This window comes from Conexibacter stalactiti, assembly GCF_033542075.1.
GTDB lineage: Bacteria > Actinomycetota > Thermoleophilia > Solirubrobacterales > Solirubrobacteraceae > Conexibacter > Conexibacter stalactiti.
This window is the reverse complement of the sequence record NZ_JAWSTH010000019.1, coordinates 1-25974: the sequence shown is the minus strand read 5'-3', so window position 1 is coordinate 25974 and position 25974 is coordinate 1. Positions and strand designations below refer to the sequence as shown.

Annotated in this window: 22 protein-coding genes; 8 read left to right on the top strand and 14 right to left on the bottom strand. The window is 71.5% G+C overall.

Going from position 1 to position 25974, the window contains the following annotated elements; all coding sequences use genetic code 11:
• Positions 1–55: 55 nt before the first annotated feature.
• From R7226_RS09610 to R7226_RS09590, 5 genes are read right to left on the bottom strand one after another with little or no spacing between them, the layout of a single operon-like run.
• Positions 56–1618, bottom strand: coding sequence for an NAD(P)/FAD-dependent oxidoreductase (locus tag R7226_RS09610; RefSeq protein ID WP_318596874.1), 1563 nt, complete (start codon positions 1616–1618; stop codon positions 56–58).
• 25 nt (positions 1619–1643) lie between these two features.
• On the bottom strand, positions 1644–3245 hold the full coding sequence (locus tag R7226_RS09605) for a glycosyltransferase family 39 protein (protein ID WP_318596873.1): 1602 nt from the start codon (positions 3243–3245) through the stop codon (positions 1644–1646).
• 13 nt (positions 3246–3258) lie between these two features.
• Positions 3259–4815 (bottom strand): hypothetical protein, encoded by a 1557-nt coding sequence (locus R7226_RS09600; RefSeq protein WP_318596872.1) that lies wholly within the window; start codon positions 4813–4815, stop codon positions 3259–3261.
• A gap of 20 nt (positions 4816–4835) precedes the next feature.
• Positions 4836–5870 carry a lysylphosphatidylglycerol synthase transmembrane domain-containing protein gene (locus R7226_RS09595; RefSeq protein WP_318596871.1) on the bottom strand — a complete coding sequence of 345 codons (1035 nt, stop codon included), beginning with the start codon at positions 5868–5870 and terminating at the stop codon, positions 4836–4838.
• Positions 5870–6301 (bottom strand): hypothetical protein, encoded by a 432-nt coding sequence (locus R7226_RS09590; RefSeq protein ID WP_318596870.1) that lies wholly within the window; start codon positions 6299–6301, stop codon positions 5870–5872. Before R7226_RS09590 ends, R7226_RS09595 begins: the two co-directional genes overlap by 1 nt.
• 158 nt (positions 6302–6459) lie before the next feature.
• On the opposite strand from R7226_RS09590, the gene R7226_RS09585 reads away from it, so the two are divergent.
• Complete coding sequence (locus R7226_RS09585; RefSeq protein ID WP_318596869.1) at positions 6460–8073, top strand: O-antigen ligase family protein; 1614 nt, start codon at positions 6460–6462, stop codon at positions 8071–8073.
• Here the strand turns inward: R7226_RS09585 and R7226_RS09580 are convergent.
• Positions 7983–8861 carry a CpsB/CapC family capsule biosynthesis tyrosine phosphatase gene (locus tag R7226_RS09580; protein ID WP_318596867.1) on the bottom strand — a complete coding sequence of 293 codons (879 nt, stop codon included), beginning with the start codon at positions 8859–8861 and terminating at the stop codon, positions 7983–7985. The genes R7226_RS09585 and R7226_RS09580 overlap by 91 nt on opposite strands.
• A 62-nt stretch (positions 8862–8923) precedes the next feature.
• Here R7226_RS09580 and R7226_RS09575 point away from each other — a divergent pair, with 62 nt between their 5' ends.
• Both R7226_RS09575 and R7226_RS09570 read left to right on the top strand, forming a co-directional pair.
• Positions 8924–9283 (top strand): phage holin family protein, encoded by a 360-nt coding sequence (locus R7226_RS09575; RefSeq protein ID WP_318596864.1) that lies wholly within the window; start codon positions 8924–8926, stop codon positions 9281–9283.
• A gap of 30 nt (positions 9284–9313) precedes the next feature.
• A complete protein-coding gene (locus tag R7226_RS09570) occupies positions 9314–10915 on the top strand; it encodes an MFS transporter (protein WP_318596863.1) in 1602 nt (533 codons plus the stop codon).
• 142 nt (positions 10916–11057) lie between these two features.
• On the opposite strand, the gene R7226_RS09565 is transcribed toward R7226_RS09570, so the two are convergent.
• Positions 11058–11918 (bottom strand): sigma-70 family RNA polymerase sigma factor, encoded by an 861-nt coding sequence (locus R7226_RS09565; protein WP_318596861.1) that lies wholly within the window; start codon positions 11916–11918, stop codon positions 11058–11060.
• A 229-nt stretch (positions 11919–12147) separates the two neighbouring features.
• On the opposite strand from R7226_RS09565, the gene R7226_RS09560 reads away from it, so the two are divergent.
• The 5 genes from R7226_RS09560 (at position 12148) to R7226_RS09540 (ending at position 19202) form a co-directional block, all read left to right on the top strand.
• The gene (locus tag R7226_RS09560) at positions 12148–12324 is read left to right on the top strand and encodes a CsbD family protein (protein ID WP_318596860.1); all 177 of its coding nucleotides are present in this window, start codon (positions 12148–12150) and stop codon (positions 12322–12324) included.
• A 69-nt stretch (positions 12325–12393) separates the two neighbouring features.
• On the top strand, positions 12394–15045 hold the full coding sequence (gene ppk1 / locus R7226_RS09555; RefSeq protein ID WP_318596859.1) for a polyphosphate kinase 1: 2652 nt from the start codon (positions 12394–12396) through the stop codon (positions 15043–15045).
• The gene (locus R7226_RS09550) at positions 15042–16610 is read left to right on the top strand and encodes a Ppx/GppA phosphatase family protein (RefSeq protein WP_318596858.1); all 1569 of its coding nucleotides are present in this window, start codon (positions 15042–15044) and stop codon (positions 16608–16610) included. The genes ppk1 and R7226_RS09550 overlap by 4 nt, the downstream gene beginning before the upstream one ends.
• 155 nt (positions 16611–16765) lie before the next feature.
• Positions 16766–17635: a hypothetical protein gene (locus R7226_RS09545; RefSeq protein ID WP_318596857.1), complete on the top strand. Its 870-nt coding sequence runs from the start codon at positions 16766–16768 to the stop codon at positions 17633–17635.
• Positions 17636–17804: 169 nt separating this feature from the next.
• Positions 17805–19202 carry a TolB-like translocation protein gene (locus R7226_RS09540; protein ID WP_318596856.1) on the top strand — a complete coding sequence of 466 codons (1398 nt, stop codon included), beginning with the start codon at positions 17805–17807 and terminating at the stop codon, positions 19200–19202.
• 47 nt (positions 19203–19249) lie between these two features.
• Here the strand turns inward: R7226_RS09540 and R7226_RS09535 are convergent, their stop codons facing one another.
• The 7 genes from R7226_RS09535 to R7226_RS09505 form a co-directional block, all read right to left on the bottom strand.
• Positions 19250–20713, bottom strand: a complete 1464-nt coding sequence (locus tag R7226_RS09535) for a DHA2 family efflux MFS transporter permease subunit (protein WP_318596854.1) — start codon at positions 20711–20713, stop codon at positions 19250–19252.
• A gap of 84 nt (positions 20714–20797) precedes the next feature.
• Positions 20798–21367, bottom strand: coding sequence for a TetR/AcrR family transcriptional regulator (locus R7226_RS09530; protein WP_318596853.1), 570 nt, complete (start codon positions 21365–21367; stop codon positions 20798–20800).
• 161 nt (positions 21368–21528) lie between these two features.
• Entirely contained in the window at positions 21529–22521 is a 993-nt protein-coding gene (locus R7226_RS09525) for a hypothetical protein (RefSeq protein ID WP_318596852.1), read from the bottom strand.
• A 152-nt stretch (positions 22522–22673) separates the two neighbouring features.
• Positions 22674–23327: a hypothetical protein gene (locus R7226_RS09520; RefSeq protein WP_318596851.1), complete on the bottom strand. Its 654-nt coding sequence runs from the start codon at positions 23325–23327 to the stop codon at positions 22674–22676.
• The gene (locus R7226_RS09515; RefSeq protein WP_318596849.1) at positions 23324–23932 is read right to left on the bottom strand and encodes a hypothetical protein; all 609 of its coding nucleotides are present in this window, start codon (positions 23930–23932) and stop codon (positions 23324–23326) included. Before R7226_RS09515 ends, R7226_RS09520 begins: the two co-directional genes overlap by 4 nt.
• 12 nt (positions 23933–23944) lie before the next feature.
• Positions 23945–25150, bottom strand: coding sequence for an ABC transporter permease (locus tag R7226_RS09510; protein ID WP_318596847.1), 1206 nt, complete (start codon positions 25148–25150; stop codon positions 23945–23947).
• Positions 25147–25878, bottom strand: coding sequence for an ABC transporter ATP-binding protein (locus tag R7226_RS09505; protein ID WP_318596846.1), 732 nt, complete (start codon positions 25876–25878; stop codon positions 25147–25149). The genes R7226_RS09510 and R7226_RS09505 overlap by 4 nt, the downstream gene beginning before the upstream one ends.
• Positions 25879–25974: the final 96 nt, after the last annotated feature.

The window sequence follows — 25974 nt, the reverse complement described above, 5'->3', positions numbered from 1 at the left end:
ACGAGAGCCCCGCATCAGCGGGGCTCTCGGAAAAACGGGGTGCTGCGGGCGGGCGCTAGGAGGCGGTGTTCGCCGCTCTCTCGCGCTCGTTCTCCGGCGGCGCCTCTCTGTACGGGTACGGGTTGGCGGCGTTGCGGTCGCCCTGACCGCTGACCTTGTCGCTGCCGTCCTCCTCGTGGTACTCCTGCTCCGCGTTGACCGCCCAGATGTCGTGTCTGGTGCCGTCGACGAGGTTGTCGACCGCGCGCATCGCGGTCAGCATCGAGTGGTCGGAGTTGTTGTAGCGGTGGAGACCGTTGCGGCCGACCTGCACGAGGTTGGGCGTCTCGGCCAGCCACTCCTTGACGACCTCGAGGTTTCTCGCGTACTGCTCGTCGTAGACCGGGTAGGCCTTGTGGACGCGCGTCGCGAAGCCCATCGTGACTCTCGACGGGTCGCCGAGGCCCATCTCGCCCAGCTCGCGCTTGGCCAGCTCGACGAGGTCGTCGTCGGCCATGTTCCAGAGCGCGTCGCCCTCGAAGCAGAAGTACTCCATGCCGATCGACGCCTCGTGGTCGTTGGGCACCATCCACGGGCTCCACGAGCGGAAGTTCTGGATCCGGCCGACCTTGACGCCGGGCTCGTGGATGTAGATCCAGTTGTCCGGGAAGAGGTCTCTGCCGTCGATCACGAGCGAGACGGTGAGGAAGTCGCGGTAGCGCAGGCTGCGGCCGGCGTCGCGGACCTCGGCGGGCGCCTCGGGATCGGTGATTCTCGTCGTCGTGCCGAGCGGCAGCGAGGAGATCACGGCGCGCGCCTCGATCGTCTCGCCGCCGGCGATCACGCCGGTCGCGAGGCCGTTCTCGATCACGACTCTCGTGACGGGCGCGTTCATCCGCACCTCGCCGCCGTGCGCCTCGATCTCGGCGACCATTCTCTCCCACATCTGGCCGGGGCCGAATCTGGGGTAGTGGAACTCGCCGATCAGCGATCTGATCTCGTTGCCCTTGTTGCCGAGGAAGGCGGCCTTGGCGGCGGAGAAGAAGGAGAGGCCCTTGATCCGCTGCGCGGCCCAGTCGGCGCGCAGCTCAGAGGTCGAGACGCCCCAGACCTTCTCGGTGTAGGTCTTGAAGAACTGCGTGAAGAGCCATCTGCCGAAGCGGTTGGAGACCCACTGCTCGAGCGTGTCCTCTCTCTGCGGGCGGACCTTCGTCTTGATCGCCGCGTAGAGGTAGGAGAAGCCGGCGCGCATCAGGTCGACCGGGCCGAGCTTCTTGATCACGTCCATGCCCTCCAGCGGATACTGGAGGAACTTGCGCCGCCAGTAGATGCGCGACTGGCGCGGGCGCAGGAGGAACTCGCCTCTCATGATCTCGAGCCAGAGGTCGTCGACCTCTCTGACCTTCGTGAAGAAGCGATGACCGCCGAGGTCGAAGCGGTACTCGCCGCCGTCGGGCGCTCTGCGCACCTCGGTGCGGGCGATGCCGCCGACCTGGTCGGTCGACTCCAGCACGATCACGGGCTCGCCGCGCTTGGCCAGCAGGTAGCCGGCGGTCAATCCCGCCGGACCGCCGCCGAGCACGACGTACGGGCGGCTGTCCTTGGGAGCGGGGCTGGGGGAAGTCTCGTTCTCAGTCATATCCGTTCGTCTTCGCTGCGGCGGTTCAGGGGAGTTGCGTCAATGGTCTGTCGGAGACCTTCTCGTAGAGGATCCCGACGTTGCCGACCGTGGATGCACCGCGGTAGAACTTCGGTGCGACGGCCAGCTCTCTGAGCACGCCGTCTCTTGCGGCCTGCGCAAGGATCGCACCGAACTGCGCCGAACGGCGCCGGGCGAGCTGCGTCCACGGAGCCGACCAGTTCTCGACGCCCTCGGTGAGCGGACGCATGAAGAGAACCTTCTGGCCGGGCTGCAGGCTATCAATCAGTCTCGGCAGCACATCGCGCGGCTGGGCCGCCTCGTACTTGTCCATCGCGTCGACCCAGTCCATGTGACGGGGGTCGTCGACCGGGCCGGCGGTGTCGGCGTATCTCAGGCCGCCGGGCATGTAGTACCAGGCGACCGGCACCTGCTCGGGCTGACCGACGATCACGAGGTCGTCGTCTCTGAGCAGCGATCCGGCCTCGGCGCCGATGTCGCGCACGTCGCTCTTGTAGCCGTCGACGAACGGCTGCGGGTTGACCCAGAACAGCATCAGCACGGCGAGCGCGACGAGGCCGAGCGTTCTCGCCCGCATCAGGCCGAGTGCCGACAGCAGCAGCATCGGGCCCAGCGCGACGGCGAAGTAGCGCGACGCCCACGCGGGGTTGAACTGCGACAGCGTCCAGGCGATCGCGAGCGTCACCAGCGGGATCAGCAGCAGCACCCAGATCGCCAGCCGTTCGCCGTCGCGCTTGCCCTTGTGCGCCTGCAGGGCGGTCGCGACGCCGAAGCCGCCGATCAGCAGCAGGATGATCGAGGCGCGGTCGCCGCCGAAGAGGTCGCGCGAGATCTGGATCGGCGCGCCGAAGCGCGGCGCTCTGCCCCACGGCGCGGCCGTGTGCCCGGCCTGGAACAGCAGCGTCGGCAGCCACGGCAAGAACAGGATCGCGGCGGCGCCGTAGGCGGCCAGGCCCTCGATCGCGAGCGTTCTTCTCTCCTCGCTGCGCCACCACAGCACGATCAGCGCCGCGAACGAGGCGAGCCCGTAGAAGATCCCCCAGCCGTGCGTGTAGAGCATCAGCGTCTGGAAGATCGCGAAGCCGACGACGTGGCCGCGGCCTCTGCGGTAGACGAAGGCGTGCAGGAAGAAGGCGGTCGCCAGCAGCGCCCACAGCGTCATCAGCGCGTACATGCGCGCTTCCTCGCCGTAGGAGGTGAGGAAGGGGCTGAGCGAGCAGAGCGCGGCGCCGATCAAGCCGGCGCGCTTGCCCCAGAGGCTCCAGCCGGCCCACATCGCCGCCGGGATCGTCAACAGCGAGGCGAGCAGCGACCACCAGTGCACGGCCGTCTCGGTGCGCCCGAAGAGGTCCATCCAGAGGTGGAGGCCCATGTAGTAGAGCGGCGGCGAGCCGTCCTCTCTCAGGACGCCCGGGATGTCGAAGAGGTCGTGCGAGGCGATGCCGACCGACAGCCCTTCGTCCATCCAGAAGGAGCCCGATATCGCCCGTGTGCGGACGTAGACCGACAGCGCCGTCAGGACGATCAGGGTGACGGCGGCGATCAGCGCGTCGGAGGCGCGCAGGTCGAGCTTGCGCTCGGAACGGGGGACTGCAACCGTGGCCATCGACGGAGAGAGGTTACCCGGCCGCTTCGGCGGCAACGGAACCCGGCTTCGCGGGACAGGTCGAGTACAGGTGGGTCGTGCGCTGCTCTATCAGCTTCGTGTAGCCCCACGGGAAGGTGTCCCCCGCGGGCGCCCACGGGGCGGCGCCGGTCGAGCGCGAGGCGACGACGGAGCCGTGCTCGCCGGGCTCGAGGCCGACCTCGTTGGTGTGCCGGTGGACGTACCAGGCGACCATCGGGACCTGGTAGGTGCCGGTCGCCATCTGGCCGCACTGCGCGAAGTACTCGCCGCCGCCGACCTTGCCGAGCGACTTGTCGAGGTCGATCCGCAGCTGCGCCTGGTAGCGCAGCGCGCGGTCGAGGTTGCCGAAGCTGCGGAAGCGCGGGCCGGCCCAGTGGTAGGTCGCCGCCAGCAGCACGACGCAGGCGACCACGCCGGTCCCGATCGCGAGCCAGTTGGCGTTCTTGCCGCCTCTGGCGACGCGCACGACGAGGGCGCTGGCGATGTCGACCGCGCGGCCGAAGCCGACGCCGCCGATCACGGCGATCAGCGTCGTGCCGAGGATGATGTAGCGCGGGTTGCCGGAGAAGCCGGCCTGCGTCATCAGCGCGATCTCGCAGATCCACAGCACGGCGAGCCCGAAGACGGCTATCACGACGAGGTCGCGTCTGTGCTTGAACCACTGCCAGCCGGCGACGACGAGCGCGAAGGCGGCGGCCGCCTTGACCGGCGTCAGCATCAGCGGCCAGGTGTTCTTGATCACCTGCCAGAAGGGGAAGTCGGCGAAGGCGGGGCTGTTCGGGCTCGGCTGCTGCGCGCGATCCGCCGCGCGCCAGAAGTTGCCCGAGCCCCAGTACTCCGGCAGCAGCCACAGGACCGGGATCAGCACGCCGCAGGTGACGACGAGCACGAGCGTGCGGCGGTCGCGGTCGATCAGCAGCAGCCACAGGCCGTAGAGGCCGAGGAAGGGCCAGATCTCCGGCCGCAGCAGCGCCGACAGGAACCCGAGCGCGAACGCCTGGCGGTACTTGCCGTCGAGATGACGCTCGATCGCCCACAGCGTGAAGGCGACCAGCAGGCCCTCGGAGTTGCCGAGCGTCATGTTGCGGATGAACTGCGAGCTGATGAACAGCGCCATCGCGGCGATCACGCCGGCGATCACGCGCGCCGGGATCGAGCCGCCGGTCAGGCGCCAGGCGAGCCGGAAGGCGAGGAAGACGGCCATGAAGGCGCCGGCGCGGCCGACGACCAGCCAGAGGTCGGGCGCGATGTCGCCGAACGGCGCGAAGAGCGTCGTGAAGATGACCGTCAGCGGCTTCCACGACGGGCCGCCGGTCGTCGTCAGGTCGAAGTGGACGATCTCGCGACCCCACACGATCCACGCCCACGGGTCGTAGGTCGGCGTCGACGGGTAGAGCAGCGTCAGCGCGGCGCAGACGACGGCGAGCAGCGCGAGGCCGCCGTAGAGGCGGCCGTCGGTGGCGCGGCCGCTGACCGGCGCCGGCGTCAGACGGGCCTGCAGCGCGGCAAGCCACGCAGGCTGGGATGGGGATGCGGTCGAGGCAGTCACAGAGGGAGAAAGGGGCGGCTTCACGCCGTCGAGGCGGCGGTGTCGACGTGCGTCTCGGCACGGGCGGCCGCGGCGGCCTCGTGCTCGGTCCGCTCCTCGTCACGAGCGGCCTGACGGGCGGCTCTGACGCGGGAGAGGCCGCCATAGCGTACGACGAGCAGCACGAAGCCGACGACGGTGATCGGGACGAACAGCACGAAGCGCAGCAGGATCAGGTACGACAGCACGGCGCTTCTGGAGGCGTTCGTGACGGCGTTGACGGCGAAGATCACGGCCGCGTCGTAGGTGCCGATGTAGCCGGGCGCGGCCGGGATCAGCGAGGCGGCGTTCGTGAAGGCGACGACGGCGAGGCCGTCCTGCAGGCCCAGCTCGATGCCGACGGCGTGGCCGACGGCGATGTAGACGCTCGCCTCGACGCACCAGACGGCGAGCGAGACGACCAGCAGCGCGATCCCGTGGCTGCTGAGCAGCTGCTTGGTCGGCTGCGCCATCGGCTTGAGCGCCTCCAGCACGAACAGCAGCCGCTCGCGGTACTTCAGCAGCGCGACCGCGGCGACGATCAGCAGCAGCACCAGCACCGCGGCGCCGATCAGCATCACGGTCGTGCTCGGCGCCGGCAGCTCGCTCAGCAGGCCGGTGGCGAGGACGACGAGGATGATCCCGAGCGCGACGGCATCGAGCACGCGCTCGGCGAGGATCGTGCCGAGGATCGTGCGCTTCGTCGAACCCTCGGTTCTGGACCCGAGCAGGAAGGTCCGCAGCAGCTCGCCGCCGCGCGCCGGCAGCACGTTGTTGCCCATGTAGCCGATCGGCGTCAGCGCGTAGACGTCGGCGCGCTTGGCGCGCACGCCGGCGCGGCGCAGGATCCGCTCCCAGCGCTCGGCGCGCATCAGCGTCGCGACGGCGTAGAGGCCGAGCGAGCCGACCAACGCGGCGATCCCGCCGGCGTCGGAGGGCAGTCTCGGCGCCTCCTGCTTGCTCGCCCACCAGATCACGCAGACGATCGGGACCAGCCAGACGACGCCGATGAGGATGCGCTTCTGCAGCTGCGACATCAGTATCTGGTGCCTCGCGCGTCGAGACAGTCCTCGACCTTGCCGAGCTGCTCGTCGTCGAGGTCGCCGCCGGTCAGCAGCGCGGGACCGATCGCCTGGGCGCCGGTCGCGTCCTCCTCGTTGCGCAGCTGGCGGCTGAGCGCGTCCTGGAGCGTCGCGGTGAAGGTCACGTAGGCGCCGGAGGTGGCCGGGAGGATGTTGATGCGCTCGCGATAGCGCGGATCCTTCTCGGCCTCGACGCCCTTGCCGGCGAAGCAGCCGAGCGGCTCGTCACGCGGGTCGAAGGCCGTCGCCTGCCTCGTTCCGGCACCGGTCTTGGGGGCTTCGTTGCCGCCGCCCACGCTGGTGCCGCCCTCGCCGCAGGCGGCGAGTGCAAAGGCGAGGATCAGCGCAGCGACGAGCGCAGGGGCCTGGTACGCACGGCGAGGCATCGGCCGAACAGGCTAGAGGATCGAGAGGCGCGGGCACCGCACGCCCGCGTATGGACACGCGATGCGCTGACCGCGCGCAGCCGCGCGGAGCGACGCCGCGCGCGCCGCACGCGGCCGTGCAGAGCGGCGCTGCGCAGACCTCTAGACTCCGGCGCCCCATGCTCGCGGTCCCCTTCGCGCTCGCGGGTCCGGCGCCCGAGGCCGGTGCCGTCGTCGCCGTCCTGCTCGTCGCGTGCGCGCTCGTCGCACGCAGTGACCGCATGCGCGCGCTCGCGATGAGCGGAGCGCTGCTGCTGGCGCCGGTGCTGCTCGTCTCCGACATCTGGGACTCGCCGCAGATGGAGGTCGTGCGCGACCACTCCGGCGCCGCGCTCGCGGCCGCCGCGGTCGGCCTCGTCGCGCTCTCGCTGCTGGCGACGCTGATGGCGCGCCAGCCGCTGCTGCTGCCGGTGCTGACCGTCGCCGCGCTGCCGTTCCGGATCCCGATCGAGGTCGGCGGCTCGACCTCCAACCTGCTCGTGCCGCTCTACCTCGTCGTCGCCGCGGGCGCGCTCGCCTTCATCGTCCCCGCGCTGCGCGCCGACCCCGAGGCGCCGCCCCCGCCGCGCGCCTGGCAGCCGGGCTGGCTGGAGCGGCTGCTGGCGCTGTTCATCGTGCTCTACGGCGTGCAGGCGACCTACTCGGCCGACTTCGAGAAGGCGCTCCAGCAGATCGCCTTCTTCTACGTGCCGTTCGCGCTGCTGTTCGTGCTGCTGGCGCAGATCGACTGGACCCCGCGGCTGCTGCGCTGGTGCTTCGGCGTGCTCGTCGGGCTCGCGCTGATCTTCTCGGGAATCGGCTACGTCGAGTACTTGACGAGACACATCTTCCTCAACCCGAAGCTGATCGCATCCAACGAGCTGCACACGTACTTCCGCACCAACTCCGTCTTCTTCGACCCCAACATCTACGGCCGCTTCCTCGTCGTCGCGATGCTGGCGGTCGCCGCGACGCTGCTGCACACGCGCCGCAGAGAGCTGCTGATCGGCGGCTCGATCGTGCTCGCGGCGCTGTGGGCCGGGCTGGTGCTGACGCTGTCGCAGTCGAGCTTCGTGGCGCTGCTGGTCGGGCTCGCGACGCTGGCGGTGCTGGCGTGGGGCGTGCGCCGCACGCTGCTGCCGACGCTCGCGGTCGTGCTCGTCGCCGGCGCGGCCGTGCTGATCACGCCGAGCACCTTCGGGATCGACCTGAACAACCTCGACGCCTCCACCAGCGGCCGCTCCGGCCTCGTCACCAGCGGCGGCAGCCTCTTCGCCGACCGCCCGCTGCAGGGCTTCGGCTCCGGCGCCTTCGAGGCCGAGTACCGCGACCGCAACGGGCGCGAGGGCGGCGACGCGGCCGCGACCTCGCACACGATCCCGGTCACCGTCGCCTCCGAGCAGGGCGTGATCGGCCTGATCGCCTACCTCGCGCTGTTGGCGGCCGCCTTCGCGCGGCTGCTGCGGGGCGCGGCCGGCACGCCGGCGCGCGCCTTCGTCGCGGCCGCCTTCCTCGCGCTGATCGTGCACACGCTGATCTACGCCGCCTTCCTCGAGGATCCGCTGACGTGGGCGCTGCTGGGGATCGGCACGGCGCTCGCCGCGCAGGTCGTGCGCGAGCCGAGAAGACGGCGCGCGGGCGCGGCCGCGTCAGTCGCCGCCGCTCAGGAGCTGAGCGACGGCAGCGCGCTGCCGAAGCCGGGCGCGGCCGGCGGCAGACGCCTCACGACCGACAGCTCCCTGCCGGCGACGTAGCCGCCGCCCTCGTCGGCGCGCAGCTCCGCGCCGAGCGGGAGGCCGGCCTCGGCCGTGGTACACGGTCTCAGCCCCTCGACGAGCAGCGCGCGCGGCCGCTCGGCGCAGAGCGCGTGGGCGTGCGCAGGGTCGAGCCCGAAGCCGCAGGCGACGCGGACGGCCTGCGTCAGCGACGGCGGGCGGCGCGGCCCGTGCGCGTCGGAGGCGAGCAGGCCGGCATAGCCGGCGGCGAGCATGCGAACCGCGTTGCGGCGCGCTCTTATGCCGTGCAGGCCGAGGACCGAGGAGGAGCTGACCTGCGCCAGCGAACCGAGCTTCAGTTCGCGCTCCAGCCCGGCCATGTCGTCGTCGAACAGCGGATGGCAGCGCTCGGGATGGGCGAGCACGATCCCGTAGCCGGCGGAGCGCAGTGTGTCGGCCGCTCTGTGGAGCGTCGCGACGGCACCGTCGAGCGGCGCCTCCAGCAGGATCCAGCGGGCGCCGGCGGGGCCGTGCGCGATCGTCTCGAGCTCCGCGGGCGAGAGGCGCGCGGCACCGCGCGCGGCCAGCTCTCCCCCGCCTTCGACGACGAGCGGGATGCCGGCCGCCCGCAGCGCGTCGTTGACCTCCGCGACGCGCGCGGGGATCTCGGCAACGTCGACGGAGGCGACGTGCGGCGTCGCCGTCGCGGTGTCGATCCCGTCGGCGACCTCGAGCCCGGCCAGCTCCAGCGTCGCGTCGAGGTCCGGGGGACCGTCGTCGACGCCGGGCAGCAGGTGGACGTGAAGATCGACAAAACCTCTTTGCATCTCACCCATATGAACGGCAGAAGGGCGCAGAGGTTTCGTATGAAACGGGAAGATATGACGCAATGGAGCGCTTCCTCATCACATGGTTGTGCAACACGGCCGCCCTCTGGGTCGCGACCGAGCTGCTCTCCGGCGTCCGTTCCGGCGGCGATTTCTGGGTCACGCTGATCGTCGCCGGGCTCGTCTTCAGCATCGTCAACATCTTCGTGAAGCCCGTGGTGACGGTGCTTTCGATACCGCTCGTGATCGTCACGCTCGGGATCGCGCTGTTCTTCGTCAACCTGCTGATGTTGTTCCTGACCAGCTGGCTGGTCGGCAACTTCGAGATCGACGGCTTCTGGACGGGTGTTGCAGCGACGTTGATCGTCTGGGCCGTCAACGGCCTGCTCGATGCGGTCTTCGACCGCGACGAGCACGACTGACGCGCGCCGCGCGGACGCTACGGTGAGCGGGTGAGCGCGGAGAGCCAGCCGGTCAGCGCGACGGCCAAGCGCTGGACGCTGGTCGCCTGCATCGTCGGCTCGGCGACCGTCTTCCTCGACGGCACCGTCGTCAACGTCGCGCTGCCCGCGATCGCGGAGGGGCTCGACAGCGGCCTCTCGGCGCAGACGTGGATCGTCGAGGCGTACCTGCTGACGCTCGGCTCGCTGATCCTGCTCGGCGGCTCGCTCGGCGACCTGCTCGGGCGCCGCCGCGTCTTCTCGCTCGGCGTCGCCGCCTTCGGCGTCTGCTCGCTGCTGTGCGCGCTGGCGCCGAGCACCGACCTGCTGATCGTCGCGCGCGCGTTGCAGGGGATCGCCGGCGCGCTGCTGGTGCCGAGCACGCTGGCGCTGATCGTCGACACCTTCCCCGAGTCCGAGCGCGGCGCCGCGATCGGCAGCTGGACCGCGTGGACGGGCACCGCGACCGTGATCGGCCCGCTCGGCGGCGGCCTGCTGCTCGAAGTGGTCTCGTGGCGCTGGATCTTCGCGATCAACGTCGTGCCGGTGCTGCTGACGCTGTGGCTGCTGCGTCACGCGCCCGAGGGCCACCGCGAGCGCGGCACGCCGATCGACTGGACCGGCGCGGTCCTGTGCGCGCTCGGCCTCGCCGGGCCGGTCTTCGCGCTGACCGAGCAGCCGTCGCACGGCTGGGGCGACCCGCGCGTCGCGATCCCGTTGCTGGCCGGCGCCGCGCTGCTGGCCGCGTTCGTGTGGTGGGAGGGGCGCGTGCGCGCGCCGATGCTGCCGCTGTCGATGTTCCGCATCCGCAACTTCTCCGTCGGCAACCTCGCTACCTTCCTGCTGTACGGAGGCCTCAACGTCGCCTCGCTGTTCCTCGTGCTCTACCTCCAGCAGGTCGCCGGCTGGTCGCCGGTCGCCGCCGGCGCCGCGATGCTGCCGACGACGGCGATGATGTTCGTGCTCTCCAAGCGCTTCGGCGCGCTCGCCGACACCTACGGGCCGCGCCGCTTCATGGGCTTCGGGCCGCTGATCGCCGGCGCCGGGCTGCTGCTCCTGCTGCGCGTCGGCACCGCGCCCGACTACCTCACCGAGGTGCTGCCGGCCGTGCTGCTGTTCGGCCTCGGGCTGGCGATGACCGTCGCGCCGCTGACGGCGACCGTGCTCGGCGCCGCCGGGGTCGAGCACGCGGGCGTCGCCTCCGGCGTCAACAACGCGGTCGCGCGCGTCGCCGGCCTGGTGGCGATCGCGGTGGCGGGCGCCGCCGTCGCGGCCGCCGCGAGCGACAAGCTCGACGCCGAGTTGGCGTCGACGCGGCTGACACCGGCCGCCCAGGTGGCGGTCGACAGAGCGCGGGCGCTGCGGCTGACCGACCGCGCCCCCGGCACGCCCGCGAGCGAGCGACCGCTCGTCGAGCAGGCGCTCGCCGACGCCTCGCAGGAGGGCTTCCGCGTCGCCATCGGGATCGCCGGCGGCCTCGCGCTGCTGGGCGGGCTGGTCGCGCTCGCCGGGATCCGCGACCCGCGCCGCGAGATCCCCTGCGAGGACTGCCCCGGCGGCGCGCTCGTCGGTGCGCCGACCGACGCGCGGCCGCCTGAGCCGGCGCCCGTTTAACGGCCGAGGCCCCGCTTGCTGGAGCGGGGCCTCGGGTGCTGCGTGCGAGGGGGCTGTGGTGGTGGAGGAGTCGTCCGGAGGGGTCGGTCGAGAAGGGGTCCGGACTGCTGAGTCGTCGGTGGGTGTGGTGGTCTGAAGCTGGTTACGCCGCTTCGCGCAGCGCGGCGAGGGTGCCCTCGCGAGAGAGGCGGCGCAGGGCCTGCTCCTCGATCTCACGGGCGCGGGAGGAGCTGACGCCGAGGCGTCTGCCGATCTGCGTCAGCGTCTGCGGCGGCTCGCCCGCGGTGCCGAAGCGAAGGTGGATGACGGTCTTCTCGTTGTCTGGGAGGCCGTCGATCGCGCGCTGCACCGTCTCGTGACGGAGCGTGTCCGCGACCTCTTCGTCGGGCTCGGGCGTGTCGGTCTTGATCAGTGCGCCGAGGGCGGTGTCGCCGTCCTCGCCGACCGGCGCGTCGAGGCTGGTCGGCTCGCGGTCGGCTCTGCCGGCCTCGATCACCTGATCGAGCGGCAGTCTGGCTGCCTCCGCGATCTCCTCGTCGGTCGCGTCGCGGCCGAATCTGGCCGTCAGCTCACGGCGGATGCGGGCGACCTTGCGGGCGCGCTGCCCGACGTGGACGGGGAGACGTATCGTGCGCCCGGTGTTCTCGAGGCCGCGCTGGATCGACTGGCGGATCCAGAGCGTCGCGTAGGTGGAGAAGCGGAAGCCCTTGCGCCAGTCGAACTTCTCGACCGCGCGGATGAGCCCGAGCGTCCCCTCCTGCACGAGGTCGCCCATGCCGAGACCCTGCCCCTGATAGTGGCGGGCGATCGACATCACGAGGCGCAGGTTGGAGTTGACCATCCGCTCCTTCGCCGAGAGGTCGCCGCGCTCGATACGTCTTGCGAGCTCGATCTCCTCGGCCGGCGTCAACAGCGGCCAGTTGCGCGCTTCGCGCATCAGCAGCTGGAGCGGGTCGAACGTCGTGTCTGTGGTGGTTTCGTGGGCGGTGCCGGACGTCTTCATGTAAGCCTTCGTCTTGGATCCCTTTCCAATACCTACTGTTACGCTAGGTATTGTACGGAGGGATCATTGCTTCGTCAACCACTTTGGGCGAGGCTGGGCGATTGTGTGCGGTTTCTCACAGATTCGCCGTCGTGCCCCGCGTATTGCGCTGCCCCTGTCACGCGTAGGCAAACGCGGAAGCGGGCAGGCCGTCCTCAGAAGGATCCACATGGACCTAAGGAGGAACGAAATGGACGACGGAACGTTCGACAAGGCAAAGGGCGATGTCAAGAAGGCCGCCGGCGAGCTGACCGACGACCAGGACCTCAAGAACGAGGGCCGCGTCGACAAGGCCGAGGGCGGCATCAAGGGGAAGATCGACGAGGCCGCCGACAAGCTCAAGCACGCGCTCCATCGCGACAAGTGAGCGCGGCGGCGACAACTCGTTAACACGTCGATAACAGGAGCCGGGCCCGGAGCGCCCACAATCGTTGCCATGTCATCGACCGCAGGCCCCGCCGCGACGACCAGCGAACTGCCCGCGTTCGCGCGCGATTCCGACACGATCGCGAATGCCTGGGCGCTGGCACTGGAGACCTACCGGGCCAACGGCGGCGGCAACGTCGCCGCCGACGTCGAGCACGCGGCGATCACCGCCCGGCTCCTGCACGACTCCGGCGAGGACGACGCGACGATCGCGACCGCCGTCCTGCACGACGTGATCGAGGACACGGGCGTCGACCGCTCCGTGATCGCGTCGCGGATGGGCGAGGAGATCGCCCGCCGCGTCGATGCGCTGACCGAGAGACCGGAGCTGGAGTCATACGGCGAGCGCAAGGCCGAGCTGCGCCAGCGCGGGATCGACGCCGGCCGCGAGGTCGCGACCGTGATGGCCGCCGACAAGCTGGCGCGCGCGACCCGCGCCGCCGGCGGCCGGCTGCGCCCGGAGAAGCTCAAGCACTACCAGGCGACGCTCGCGCAACTGCGCGACGCCTACCCCGACCTGCCGCTGCTGCCGGCGCTCGGCGACGCCGTCGAGCGGCTCAAGCCGGCCGACGTCACCAAGATCGTCGAGACGGCTGACCCGGCCCACTTCATCAACCGCGAGATCTCGTGGCTGGACTTCAACGAGCGCGTCCTGCAGCTCGCCGAGGACCCGCACAAGCCGCTGCTGGAGCGGGTCAAGTTCAGCGCGATCTACAACTCCAACCTCGACGAGTGGTTCATGGTCCGCGTCGCGGGCGTGCACGAGAAGGTCGACGCCGGGATCGACGCGACCAGTGCCGACGGGATGCCGCCGCCGGAGCTGCTGAGCGCGATCGGCACGCGAGTGCGCGAGCTGGCGCTGCGCCAGTCGGCGCTCTACCAGGAGACGCTGCTGCCCGCGCTCGCCGAGCACGGCATCCGCATCGTCGACTGGGAGCAGCTCGACGACGCCGAGCGCCAGGAGGTCGACGCGCGCTTCGAGCGCGAGGTCTTCCCCGCCCTGACGCCGCTCGCCGTCGGCCCCGCCCAGCCGTTCCCCTACATCTCGAACCTGTCGCTGTCGCTCGCCGTGCTGGTGCGCGACCCCGAGAGCGACCAGACCCGCTTCGCGCGCGTGAAGGTGCCGAAGGAGGGGCTGCCGCGGTTCGTCCAGATCGGCGCGGGCGCGCGCACGCTCGTGCCGATGGAGACGGTCATCGCCGCTCATCTGGACCAGCTCTTCCGCGGCATGGAGATCGTCACGCACGCCGTCTTCCGCGTCACGCGCGACGCCGACTTCACCGTCTCCGACGAGGCCGACGACCTGCTGGAGGCGGTCGAGGCCGAGCTGCGCCGTCGCCGCTTCGGCGAGGTCGTGCGGCTGGAGGTCAGCGCCGGGATCGACCCGATCCTGCGCGCCCGCCTCGTCGCCGAGCTGAGAGTCGAGGAGGACGACGTCTACGACGTCGAGGGCCTGCTCGACTTCGGCGACCTGTGGCAGGTCGCGAAGCTGCCCGGCTTCCGCGAGCTGCGCGACCCGTCGTGGACGCCGGTGATGCCGCCCGAGTTCGTCGAGGACGGCAAGCAGAAGAGCCTCTTCTCGCAGATCCGCGAGCGCGACCTGCTCGTCCACCACCCGTACGACTCCTTCGCGACGGTCGAGCAGTTCGTCAAGCAGGCGGTCGCCGACCCGAAGGTGCTGGCGATCAAGCAGACCGTCTACCGCACCAGCGACGACTCGCCGCTGGTGCCGGCGCTGATCCGCGCCGCCGAGCGCGGCAAGCAGGCCGTCGGCCTCGTCGAGCTGAAGGCGCGCTTCGACGAGCGCCAGAACATCATGTGGGCGCGCGCGCTGGAGCAGGCCGGCGTCCACGTCACGTTCGGCAGCCCCGGCCTCAAGACCCATGCGAAGGCCGTCCTCGTCGTCCGCCGCGAGGGCAACGGCGTCAAGCACTATGCCCACGTCGGCACCGGCAACTACCACGCCGGCACCGCCCACCTCTACACCGACTTCGGCCTCTTCACCGCCGACGACGCGATCACCGCCGAGATCGCCGAGCTGTTCAACCAGCTGACCGGCTACTCGAAGCCGGAGGACTTCGAGCACGTGCTGGTCGCGCCGACCAACCTGCGCGATCGCATCATCGAGCAGATCGACCTGACGATCGCCTCGCACACGCCCGAGCAGCCCGGACGGATCGCGATGAAGATGAACTCGCTCGTCGATCCCGCCTGCATCCGCGCGCTCTACCGCGCCTCGCAGGCCGGCGTGCGCGTCGAGCTGAACGTGCGCGGCGCCTGCTGCCTGCGCCCCGGTGTGTCCGGCGTGTCCGAGAACATCCGTGTCGTGTCGATCGTCGGACGGTTCCTCGAGCACTCGCGCATCTACGCCTTCGAGCGGGGCGGTGAGACGGCTGTCTTCATGGGCTCCGCCGACCTGATGCCGCGCAACCTCGACTCGCGCGTCGAGCTGGTCGTGCCGGTGCTCGACGTGGCCGCTCGCGATCAGGTGATCGACACGCTCGAGCGCTGCCTCGCCGACACTGAGAACGCGTGGGACCTCGGCCAGGACGGCACGTGGCACCACCGCCGCGTCAAGCCCGGCGACGAGCGCCATGACGTGCAGGCGGAGCTGATGCGCCTGCACCTCGCGCGCGCCGAGCACGTCGAAATAGAGGCATGAGCGCACTCGCGCACGTGCGCGACGGCGGGCGTGCCGTCGTCAGGCGGACGGCCGTGATCGACCTCGGCTCCAACAGCTTCAGGCTCGTGGTCTTCTCGGTCGGCGAGAGCGGCTGGTGGAAGCGGACCGACGAGCTGTCGGAGATGGTGCGGCTCGGCGGCGACCTCGGGCCCGACGGCGAGCTGTCGCCGCAGCGGATGGCGCACGCGCTCGAGACGCTGCGCGTCTTCGCCGCCTTCTGCGCGACCAACGGGATCAGAACCGACCAGATCGAGGCCGTCGCGACCAGCGCCGTGCGCGACGCGCCCAACGGCGAGGAGTTCGTGCAGCGCGCACGCCGCGCGACCGGCCTGCCGATCCGCATCCTCTCCCAGCGCGACGAGGCGTGGTTCTCCTACGTCGCCGCCGTCAACCAGACGGCGCTCACCGACGGCATCGTGCTCGACATCGGCGGCGGCTCGCTGGAGCTGGTCGCGGTCGAGGACCGCCAGGCCGTCGAGTGCGTCTCGTGGCAGCTCGGCGCGGTGCGCGTCAGCGAGCGCTTCCTGCACGGCGACGGCCCAGCCGACCCGGACGAGATCGAGCAGCTGCGCCAGCACGCGCTCGCGCAGTTCGCGACGCAGCCATGGGTCGCGACCGCCGGGCGCGACAGGCTCGTCGGGATCGGCGGCGCGCTGCGCAACCTCGCGACCGCCGCGATCCGCGCCGCCGAGGTGCCGCTCGACAGCGTCCAGGGCTTCGTGCTGACGCCGGCCGCGCTGGACTCGCTGATCGAGCAGCTGGCCGAGCGCTCGCCGGAGGAGCGCGAGCGCGTCCCCGGCATCAAGCGCGGCCGCGCCGAGGTGATCCTCGGCGGGGCGATCGTCCTGCGCGCGGTGCTGGAGGCGACCGGCGCCGACGGCATCGAGGTGATCGAGGCCGGGCTGCGCGAAGGGATCTTCCTCGCCGGCGAGCTGGCGCCGGCCGACCCGCCGATCGTGCCCGACGTGCGCAGAGCGAGCGTCGTCAACCTCGCGCGCCAGCACGGCGTCGACCTCGTCCACGCCGAGCACATCGCCGAGCTGGCCGACCAGCTCGTCGGCGCGCTGCCCGGCGCCGGCCTGCCGGCGCCCGGCGAGCCCGAGCTGGTCGACGCCGCCGCGCTGCTGCACGACGTCGGCATGGCGGTCGACTACGACGACCACCACAAGCACTCCAGCTACCTGATCCTCGGCTCGGGTCTGCCCGGCTTCACGCCGCGCGAGGTCGCGCTGGTGGCGCTGATGGCGCGCTACCACCGCAAGGGCACGCCGCAGCTCGGCACCTTCGCGCCGCTGTGCGAGGAGGGCGACGACGAGTTGCTGCTGCGCGGCGCCGCGCTGCTGCGGATCGCCGAGCAGTTGGAGCGCAATCGCGATCAGGTGGTGCGCGGCGCCCGGCTGCGCCGTGACGAGGACGACGAGGACGGCGTCGTGCTGGAGCTCGACGCCGAAGGCGACACCGTCGTCGCCGAGTGGGCGGCGCTGCGGCAGGGCGACCTCTTCGCGCGCGCGTTCGGCGCCTCGCTGACGGTCGCGCGCAGCTGAGAGCGGACGCCCGCCGCGCGGGCTGTGACGGCGCGTCCCTGACCGGATGCGGGCTGTTCTAGGGGTTCTGCTCGGGTCGCCCCCGATGCCGTTCCCGCGTCGAGGCGGTGAAGTCGAGCGCACCGTTTCGTTCGACTCTCCCCGGAAGGATCCGCATGCTCCCTCGCCTCCTGCTCGCCGCCGGCGCGCTGACGCTCGCCGCGCCCGCGACCGCGCTCGCCGACGCGACGCTCACCGCCGGCCCGCTGAAGGTCCGCGACTACCAGCTGACGCTCGTCGCCACCGACGCCGCGAAGGACTCGCTCAGCGTGATGCTGAGCCGCAGATCCGGCGCCTCGACGCAGCTGCACATGTACGGCTTCGCTTCTGGCGTGACCGTCAAGGCGGCCGGCGCCAAGCCGACGATCTCCGCCAAGCTCGGCAGATACGGCAGCGTCAAGCTGACGCTCGGCACGCTCAAGAGCGGCCGCGGCAGCGTGCCGGCCGGCTGCACCGGCAGCGGCGGCAGAAACGATCGCGGCAGCTTCTCCGGCGCGCTCCAGCTGAAGCTCGACACGACCTACTTCAAGACGGTCAAGGCGTCGTCGCTGCCCGGCGCGCGCGTCAGCGGCGGTGCGCTCAGATGCGACGGCGGAACCGGCGGCCAGACGAGCGGCCTGACGCTGATGGCGATGCCGGAGAGCGGCGACGGCAACACCTTCATGGTCAACGCGACCCGCACCGCCGGCGGCGGCGTGACGCAGTCGGCGATGCGCAGCGACGCGGCCGCCGCGACCGCTCCGGCGACCGTGATGCACATGATCACGGCGACCAGCGCCGCCTCGACCTTCACGACCGCCGCCGACCTCTCCAGTGCCACGCTGACAGGCCCCGCGCCGTTCCTCTCCGGCGCGCTCGCCTTCGCCGGTGAGGCGACGGGGACGATGGCCAGCGGCACCGTCAGCGGCGACTGGGCGGCGAAGTTCGACTCGATCGGCACCCAGCGGCTGGCGGCCGGCACGACCGCGACGCTGATGCAGCGGTAGGGGTCGCGGTCGGCGTCCCGGCAGGGACAGGGCAGGGTTCGCAGCGCCAGGGCAGGGTCCCCCTGGGGGCAAATGCTGGGGAGGCGTCCCGCTGTGGCGGGGAGCGCGGCGCGATGGGATGGAGACCTCGCATCCGTGCTCCCCGACCAACCGGAAGGACCGCCCTCCCATGCCACTCCGCTCCGACCGTCCCCTGCTCCGCCGCGCCCGCACCGCGCTCGCCGTCACGGCGGGCGCGGCCGCGCTGGCGGCCGCCGCCGCGCCGGCCGCGCAGGCCGACTCGATCGCCTACGTCAAGGACGGCAACATCTGGCTGTCGACCTCCGACGGCGCCCGCCAGCTCCAGGTCACCACCGCCGGCGGCTACTCGACCGTCTCGCAGGACAAGTACGGCGACATGATCGCCACGCACGGCACCAGACTGCACTGGCTCGGCCGTGACGGCGTCGTCAGAGCCGACTTCTACACGCCGGTCAGCACCGGCCCCGGCGCACAGAGCGGCAGCGACGGCCGCCAGTGGTACGGCCCGTTCGACCCGAAGCTCTCGCCCGACGGCCGCAAGGTCGCCTACCACTGGTACTACAGACAGATCGACGGCGGCTGCCTGCCCGAGTTCCAGACGGTCTGCGTCTACATGCGACAGGGGACCGGCTACTCGAAGCCCGACCAGATCACGTCGCTCGACGATCCGCAGTTCAAGTCGCAGACCGGCTGGATCTACCCGACCTGGACCAACGACGGCGACGCGACCGTGCTGAGCGATCCCTCGCCCGCGATCGGCAACGAAGATCTGGTGATCCACACGCCCTACCCGTTCGAGGGCACCGACGGACTGGCGCGCTGGGCCAACGAGGCCGACGTCCAGCTGCACGACGGCGAGTTCGACCATACGCATAGAAAGATGGCCTACGTCGCCGGCGACAACCACGAGAGACTGCGGATCTACAGAACGCCTGAAGGGCTCTACCCGTACTTCCCGAGAGGCTGCTACGAGATCGGCAACCCCGTCGGCGGCCGCTTCGACGGGCCGACCTGGTCGCCCGACGGCAGCAAGCTCGCGTTCGCGCAGGGCGACGGCATCTACGTCGCCGACGTGCCCGCGCTGACGCTCGATCCCTGCAACCAGGGCGCGACCGAGCCGCGGATGCTGATCCCCGGCGGCAGAAGCGCCGACTGGGGCCCGGCCGACGTGCCGCCGGCGAGAGCGGTCGCTCCGCCCGTCGACCCCAGAGCGCCGACGAGACCGGCGCCGGTCAAGACGAGCGCGAAGCTGGCCGGCAAGCCGGCGACGAAGCAGGCGCTCGCGAGCAGAGGCGTCGCGCTGAAGATCTCGTGCGCGACGGCGTGCAAGGTCAGCGCGAGCGTCAGACTCGGCGCGCGCAGACTGGGCGCCGGCAGCGTGCGGCTGAAGGGCGCCGGCTCGCGCACGCTGACGGTGAAGATCGCGAAGGCGCAGCGGGCGCGGCTGCTGAAGGCGCGCAAGCCGCGCGTGCGCGTGCAGATCACGATCGCGCCAGTCGGCGGCGGCAAGCAGGTCACCAAGACGATCTCGCTGCCGCTCAAGTAGCGCGTCGCGCGGGGGCGGGCGACGCTGCCCCGCCCCCGCGACGTTCGTCAGGCGATCGCCGGCTCGCGGGGCGCCCGCTCCGCGCGGTCGGCATCGGCGTCGGCAGCGGCGGCGTCCGCGGCCGCGTTCTGCTCGGCCGCCGCGACCTGGCTGCGGTGACCGGGCACCAGCAGCGCGGCGACCACGCCGGCCGCGAGCACCGCCGCGCCGACCCAAAGGGCGGCGACGAGGCCGTCGGTGAATGCCTGCGGCGAGGCGTAGGAGCCCGCTCCCGCGAAGACGGTCGAGAGGACCGAGACACCGAGCACGCCGCCGATCTCGCGGATCGTGTTGGTCGCCCCCGAGGCCTGCCCGGCCTCGCTCGTGCGGACCGAGGAGAGGACGGCGTTGGCGGCCGGCGCGAACACCAGCGCCATGCCAGCACCGGCCATCACGAACGGGACCAGCAGCGAGCTGTACGCGACGTCCGGGGCCGAGACGATCGCCAGCCACGTCAGCGCGCCGGCCTGCAGCGCCAGGCCCGTCGCCATCAGCGGCCGCGAGCCGATCCGGTCGGAGTAGATCCCCGCCAGCGGCGCGACGATCATCGTCACGCCGGTCCACGGCAGCGTCCGCAGCCCGGCCTCCAGCGGCCCGTAGCCCTGCGCGGTCTGGAAGAACTGCGCCAGCAGGAAGATCGAGCCGAAGACGCCGAAGTACATCGACAGCGAGACGCCGCTGGTGGCGCTGAAGGCGCGGCTCTTGAAGAAACGCATCGGCAGCATCGGCTCCGGCGCGCGCAGCTCCCACGCGACGAAGGCGACGAGCAGCAGCAGGCCGCCGATCATCGTGCCGAGCACCGTCGCGCTCGTCCAGCCGAGCGCCTCGGCGCGAACGATCCCGAAGGTGATGCCGAGCAGGCCGACGCCGCCGAGCGCCAGGCCGGGCAGGTCGAGCCGGCGGGCGCCGCCGTGCGACTCGCGCAGGCGCGTCAGCGCCAGCGGCGTCAGCACGAGGCCGACCGGCACGTTGATCCAGAAGATCCAATGCCACGAGATGCCCTCGACGACGGCGCCGCCGGCGAGCGGGCCGAGCGCGACGCCGAGGCCGCTGACGCCCGACCAGATGCCGAGCGCGAGGCCGCGCTTGCCGGCCGGGAAGGCCTCCGACAGGAGCGTCAGCGACAGCGGCATCACGATCGCCGCGCCCGCGCCCTGCAAGGCGCGCGCGGCGATCAGCGCGTCGGTGCTCGGCGCCAGCGCGGCGGCCGCCGAGGCGAGCGTGAAGAGGCCGAGGCCGGCGGCGAAGGTGCGGCGGCGGCCGAGCCGGTCGCCGAGCGCGGCGGCCGGCAGCAGCAGGACCGCGAACGCCAGCGTGTAAGCGTTGACGGTCCAGCCGAGCGATGCCAGCGACGCGTCGAGGTCGACGCGGATCGACGGCAGCGCGGTCGTCACGACGAGGTTGTCGAGCGTGACCATGAAGAGCGCGAAGCTCGTCACGATCGAAGTCCAGATCTGGCCTGAGCGGCTCATCCCGCCTGCTCCTTCGCATTGGTTGCCATGGTGTGTAATCAGTCACTCACTCTGGGCGCAAAAAAAGGGTGCGCCGACTTGCCCTCAGATGCAGTCCTTCAAGTCGCCGCCGAGCAGCGAACGCGCCCAGTCGGCGTCGAGGTTCGGGGCGTCCATGCCGGCGAGCACCGTGATCAGCATCCCGCGCGCGAAGAACTCGCGCAGCTTCTCGTCGTCGGCCCCGCTGAGCCGCTTGACCAGCTCGAACAGCATCCCGTAGCCGGCGCGCGCCGCCTCCTGGACCGTCGGCTCGCCGCCCGAGGCGGCGGCGAAGACCTGCAGCGTGCCGCGCAGCGTCGTGCGGTCCCGCATCAGCTCCCCGTACGCGAGCCCCATCCCCTCCAGCGGCTCGAGCCCGTTGGCGCGCGCCATCTCGGTGCCGGCCCGCATCGTCGCGGCGAGCCGCTCGTAGCAGCGCTCGATCGTCGCGACGTACAGCTCCTCCTTCGTCGGGAAGAGGCGGAAGAGGTAGGCCTGCGAGATGCCGGCCGCCTTCGCGACCGCGGTCGTCGGCGTGCCGTGGAAGCCGCGCTCAGCGAAGACCTCGGTCGCGGCCTCGATCAGCACCTCGCGGCGCTCGGCGGCGGTGGAGAGTTGTCGCTTGGCGACGGCCATGGGTGTGAGTATGCGCTCACTCACACCTCTTGTCAAGAGCGCGTCCAGAACGCACTACGGCCCCGTCCCCGACAATTCGCCAAGAATCGGGGGCGGGGCCGTTAGCGGACCTCTGAGTTGCAACGCAGCGGACCGCTGCGTGGATCATCGGCGGGTTTGCCCTATCCCTTGAGTCCGTTGGTCGAGTAGCGGATCAGCTTCGTGACGCCCGTGACTCTCTGGCCGTTGGCGTTGAGCACCGTCGTGCGGACGCTCATGTTGCCGCGCTGGCGCAGCAGCCGCTTGCCGAGGTCGTTGAGCGTGATGTGCACGATGCCGCCGAAGTTCTGTCTGATCGTGTAGCCCTTGCGCTCCCCGACGACCTTGCCGCTGCGCTCCAGCGTCATGTCGCCTCTGCAGGAGACGGCGCCGAAGCAGCCGAGGAAGACGCCGCCGACGCCGTTCTGGTCGGTGAAGGCGGTCTGGCCGAAGAACGACAGGATCGTCGAGCCGGCACCGCCGGTCGCCAGCGTTCTGTCCTCACCCGTGGCGATCGCGTCGCCCGGGCCGATCGCAACAAGCCGGTAGTGGTACGTCGTGTCGGTTCTGAGGCCCGACAGCGCGGCCGAGACGGAGACCGGCGTCGTGCCGGCGCCCGCGCTCTGCGGCGCGGTCTGGTTGCCGTAGGCGGCCGTCTCGCCGAACTGGAAGTAGTACGTCGTGGCGCGGCCCTGCGGGTTCACCGTGCCGTTGACGGTCGCGCCCGAGATCGACGTGACGGCGCTGCCGGTCGTGGCGATCGGCTTCGGCGCGGGGGCCGGCGGGGTGCCGGTCGTTCTGAACGTGACGTCGGCGCCCGTTCTGGTGTCGGTGCCGTTGCTCGCGACGATGCGGGCGTGGTACTCCGTGCCCGGCGTCAGCTCGTCGACGTCGACGTTCACCGGTCTGTCGGTTGTGCCGTTGCCGGCCGACGTCAGTCTCGTCTGGCGGCCGTAGTCGGTCGTCGTGCCGTACTGGAACGAGTAGCTCGTCTCCTCACCACCGGGATTGACGGTTGCGTTGAGGGTCGCTCTCGTGTCAGTGATGCTGGTCGTCGTACCGGTCGTCGCCGTGGGCGCTGCTGCCAGCGAAGTCGCGGCGAGCGGGCCTGCGCTCGCGAACAGCGCAGCAGTCACGACGCCAAGTGCAGCGAATCGCCGCATGGAAGACCTCCGTATTGGTCGTTGGCGTACGCGGTCTACAACTGGGCAGCGGGCCCCGAGTTGCGGCGTGCGCGCGATCCGCTGACCTTGCAACGGTTGTTGCCACGGGTCGCCCATCACCCTCGTCAGCTGGTCGGTGCCAGATATCTCTGGCAGGTTCTGCTCGCGCTGACGAAGGCGGGGTCGTCGCGATCGACGGCGTCGTCGTCGAAGACCGGGCCATCGCCGGAGGTGTTGGCGTCGGGCAGGTCGTAGCCGTTTCTGCGCACGCAGGCGACGAACTGCTCGAGGGCGGCCGCCGACGGGGCGCCGCCTCTGCCGCCGGCCGCGCCGGCTCTGCCTGGCATGCCGGGCCCGCCCCGCTCGCCGCCGAAGCTGCCGCCGCATGCCTCGAAGGCCGCCTCGAGTCTCTCGCGCTCGGCGTCCGAGAGGTCTCTGCCGAAGAAGCCGCCGCCGGGACCTCCGGCCGGCGGTCCGCTGCCGTCGCCGGGCGGTGCGCCTTCGGGGGTCGTCGCGCCGTCGGGCGGTGTGCCTTCGCCTTGCGGCGCGCCGTCGGGTCGGCCGGCGCCGGCCGGCGGCTGGGGCAGTTCGACGCCGTGCTCTCTCAGGCAGACGGCCAGCTCGCCGCGGTCTCTCCCACCCTGCCCGGCGGCCGCCGCGACCGTCGAGGTGGTGCTGCCGCTGCCGTCGTCAGAGGAGCCGCAGGCCGCCAGCGGCAGCGCGACGGCGAGCGCCGCAACCCCGGCGGCAAGCGCGCGGAGGGTGGATCCGGTCGTCATCTCGTCCCGTTCATGTCGTCGTTGAAGAGCTGGTCGACGGCGTCGTCGCCGCCCGTGCGGTCTGCCGCGCCGCCCATCAGCGCCGCGATGTCGCCGCCCGCGGCGCCGGCCGTGATCGAGGTCGCGGTCACCGTGCCGTCTCGGCTGGTTCCCTGCACGACGACCTGCTCGCCCGGGCGGATCTCGCGCGGCTTGCTGTCGACGGTGCGCGTCACGGTGGCGCCTTGGGCCGCCTTCACCTTCACCGTGTTGCCGCTCGCGTCTCTGACGTAGAGCGTGTCGCCCCTCACCGTCGTGACCTCGCCGATCGTCGCGTTCGCGCCGCGATTCGTGCCAGCCGCGCCGCCGGAGGTCGCGGCCATCCCCCTGGGGAAGCCGCCGGCCGCGCCCGGGCCGCCGGCGAGGCCGCCGGCATCGCCGCCGTCACCGGCCTGCTTCTGCACCAGCACGCCCCCGAGGAAGCCGCCGGAGACCAGCAGCAGCGCCAGCAGGGCGCCGCTCAGCGGCGTCAGGCGGCGGCGCGAGCGCGGCGGCGGCAGCGGCTCCTCCTCGCGCGCGATCCAATCGTCATGCAGCAGCGTCGTGTCGTCGGTCTCTGTCGTCATGAGCAGGGCTCCTCACTCGAAGCGCAGCGCCTCGATCGGTCGCAGGCGGGCTGCGCGGCTGGCGGGGTAGGTGCCGAAGAAGAGGCCGGTGGCGATCGCCGCGCCGAAGGCGAGCGGGATCGAATAGGGCGCGATCACCGGCGCGACGCCGGCGATTCTGAACTGGGTGCCGGCGACGCCGACGAGCACGCCGCAGAGGCCGCCGAGCAGCGAGACCAGCACCGCCTCGACGAGGAACTGCGAGAGGATGTCGCCGCGGCGGGCGCCGATCGCCTTGCGGATCCCGATCTCGCGCGTGCGCTCGGTGACGGAGACGAGCATGATGTTCATCACGCCGATCCCGCCGACCAGCAGCGAGATCGCCGCGACCTGCGCCAGCAGCGTCGTGAAGACGCCGCTCGTCTCGCTCGACGCCGCCAGGATCGAGCCCTGGTTGATCACCTGGAAGTCCGGGTCGGCGCCGTCGGCGATGTCATGGCGGTCGTTCAGGATCGCCGTCACCTGCGCCTGCGCGGCGTCGAGCTGGTCGCGCGATCTCGCCTGCACCGTGATCGCGTCGACGTCGCCGTAGCCGCTGAGCGTGTCCTGCACCGCGCTCAGCGGCGCCAGCGCGACGTCGTCCTGATCCTGCATCCCACTCGCGCCCTTGGCGGCGAGGACGCCGACGACCTGGAAGTTGACGCCGCCGATCTGGACCGTCTGCCCGATGCCGGCACCGAGGTTGTCGACGACCGTCTGACCGAGCACGACGACGCGCTCGCGGTCGCGCACGTCGGCAGTCGTGAAGAACTCGCCCTGCGCCACGTCGTAATCGCGCGCCTGGGCGTACGCCGGCGTCGTGCCGACGAAGCTCGACGGCGCGTAGCTGGTCGAGCCGCTGACGATCGTCGCGCTCGCGTTGACCGTCGGCGAGGCGCCCGCGACCGCCGGCGCCGCCTCGTCGTCGACCAGCGCGGCGGCGTCTCTCGTCGTCAGCGGCTCGGTTGCCGCGTTGGAGGCGCCGGAACCGCCCGGCGCCGAGCCCGAGGTCACCAGCAGCACGTTGGAGCCGAGCGCCTCGATCTGCGCCGTGACCGCTCTGGAGGAGCCGTTGCCGACGGCGATCAGCACGATCACCGAGGCGACGCCGATCGTCAGCCCGAGGATCGTCAGGCCGGAACGCAGCTTGTTCGCCAGGATCCCGCCGACCGCGATCCGCAGCGTCTCGGCGCCGATCACGCCGCGGCGCTCCCGGAGGCGGCGGTGGGATCGGGCGCGCCGTCGAGGCGACGGTCCTCGACGATGCGGCCGTCGATCAGCCGGATCACCCGCTTGGCGCGCTCGGCGACCTCGCTCTCGTGCGTGATCAGCACGATCGTGCGGCCGTGCGCGCTGAGCGCGTTGAAGATCGACAGCACGTCCTCGGTCGAGCGCGAGTCGAGGTTGCCGGTCGGCTCGTCGGCGAGCAGCAGCGGCGGGCTGGCGACGAGCGCCCGCGCGACCGCGACGCGCTGCTGCTGGCCGCCCGACAGCTCCGACGGCAGATGGTCGAGTCGGTCGCCCATGCCGACCGCCCGCAGCGCCTCCGCGGCGCGGCGGCGGCGCGCGGCGCGGCCGACGCCGGCGTAGGCGAGCGGCAGCTCGACCTGCGCCAGCGCGCGCGTGCGCGGCACGAGGTTGAACGACTGGAAGACGAAGCCGATCTTGCGGTTGCGGATGTCGGCGAGGTCGTCGTCGTCGTAGGCGCGCACGTCGATGCCGTCGAGCAGGTAGCTGCCGCTCGTCGGCGCGTCGAGACAGCCGAGGATGTTCATCAGCGTCGACTTGCCGCTGCCCGAGCTGCCCATGATCGCGACGTAGTCGCCGCGCTCGATCCGCAGCGAGACGCCGCGCAGCGCGTGCACCGTCAGGTCGCCCATCGCGTAGGACTTGACGACTCGCTCGACCGCGATGACGGGGCGAGTCATGGCCCGCCGGGCGGGCCGCCCCCGCCACCGCGCAGCATCGCGCCGCCGCCCGGGAAGCCGCCGCCGGCCCCGCCGCCGAAGCCGCCGGCCGCGCCT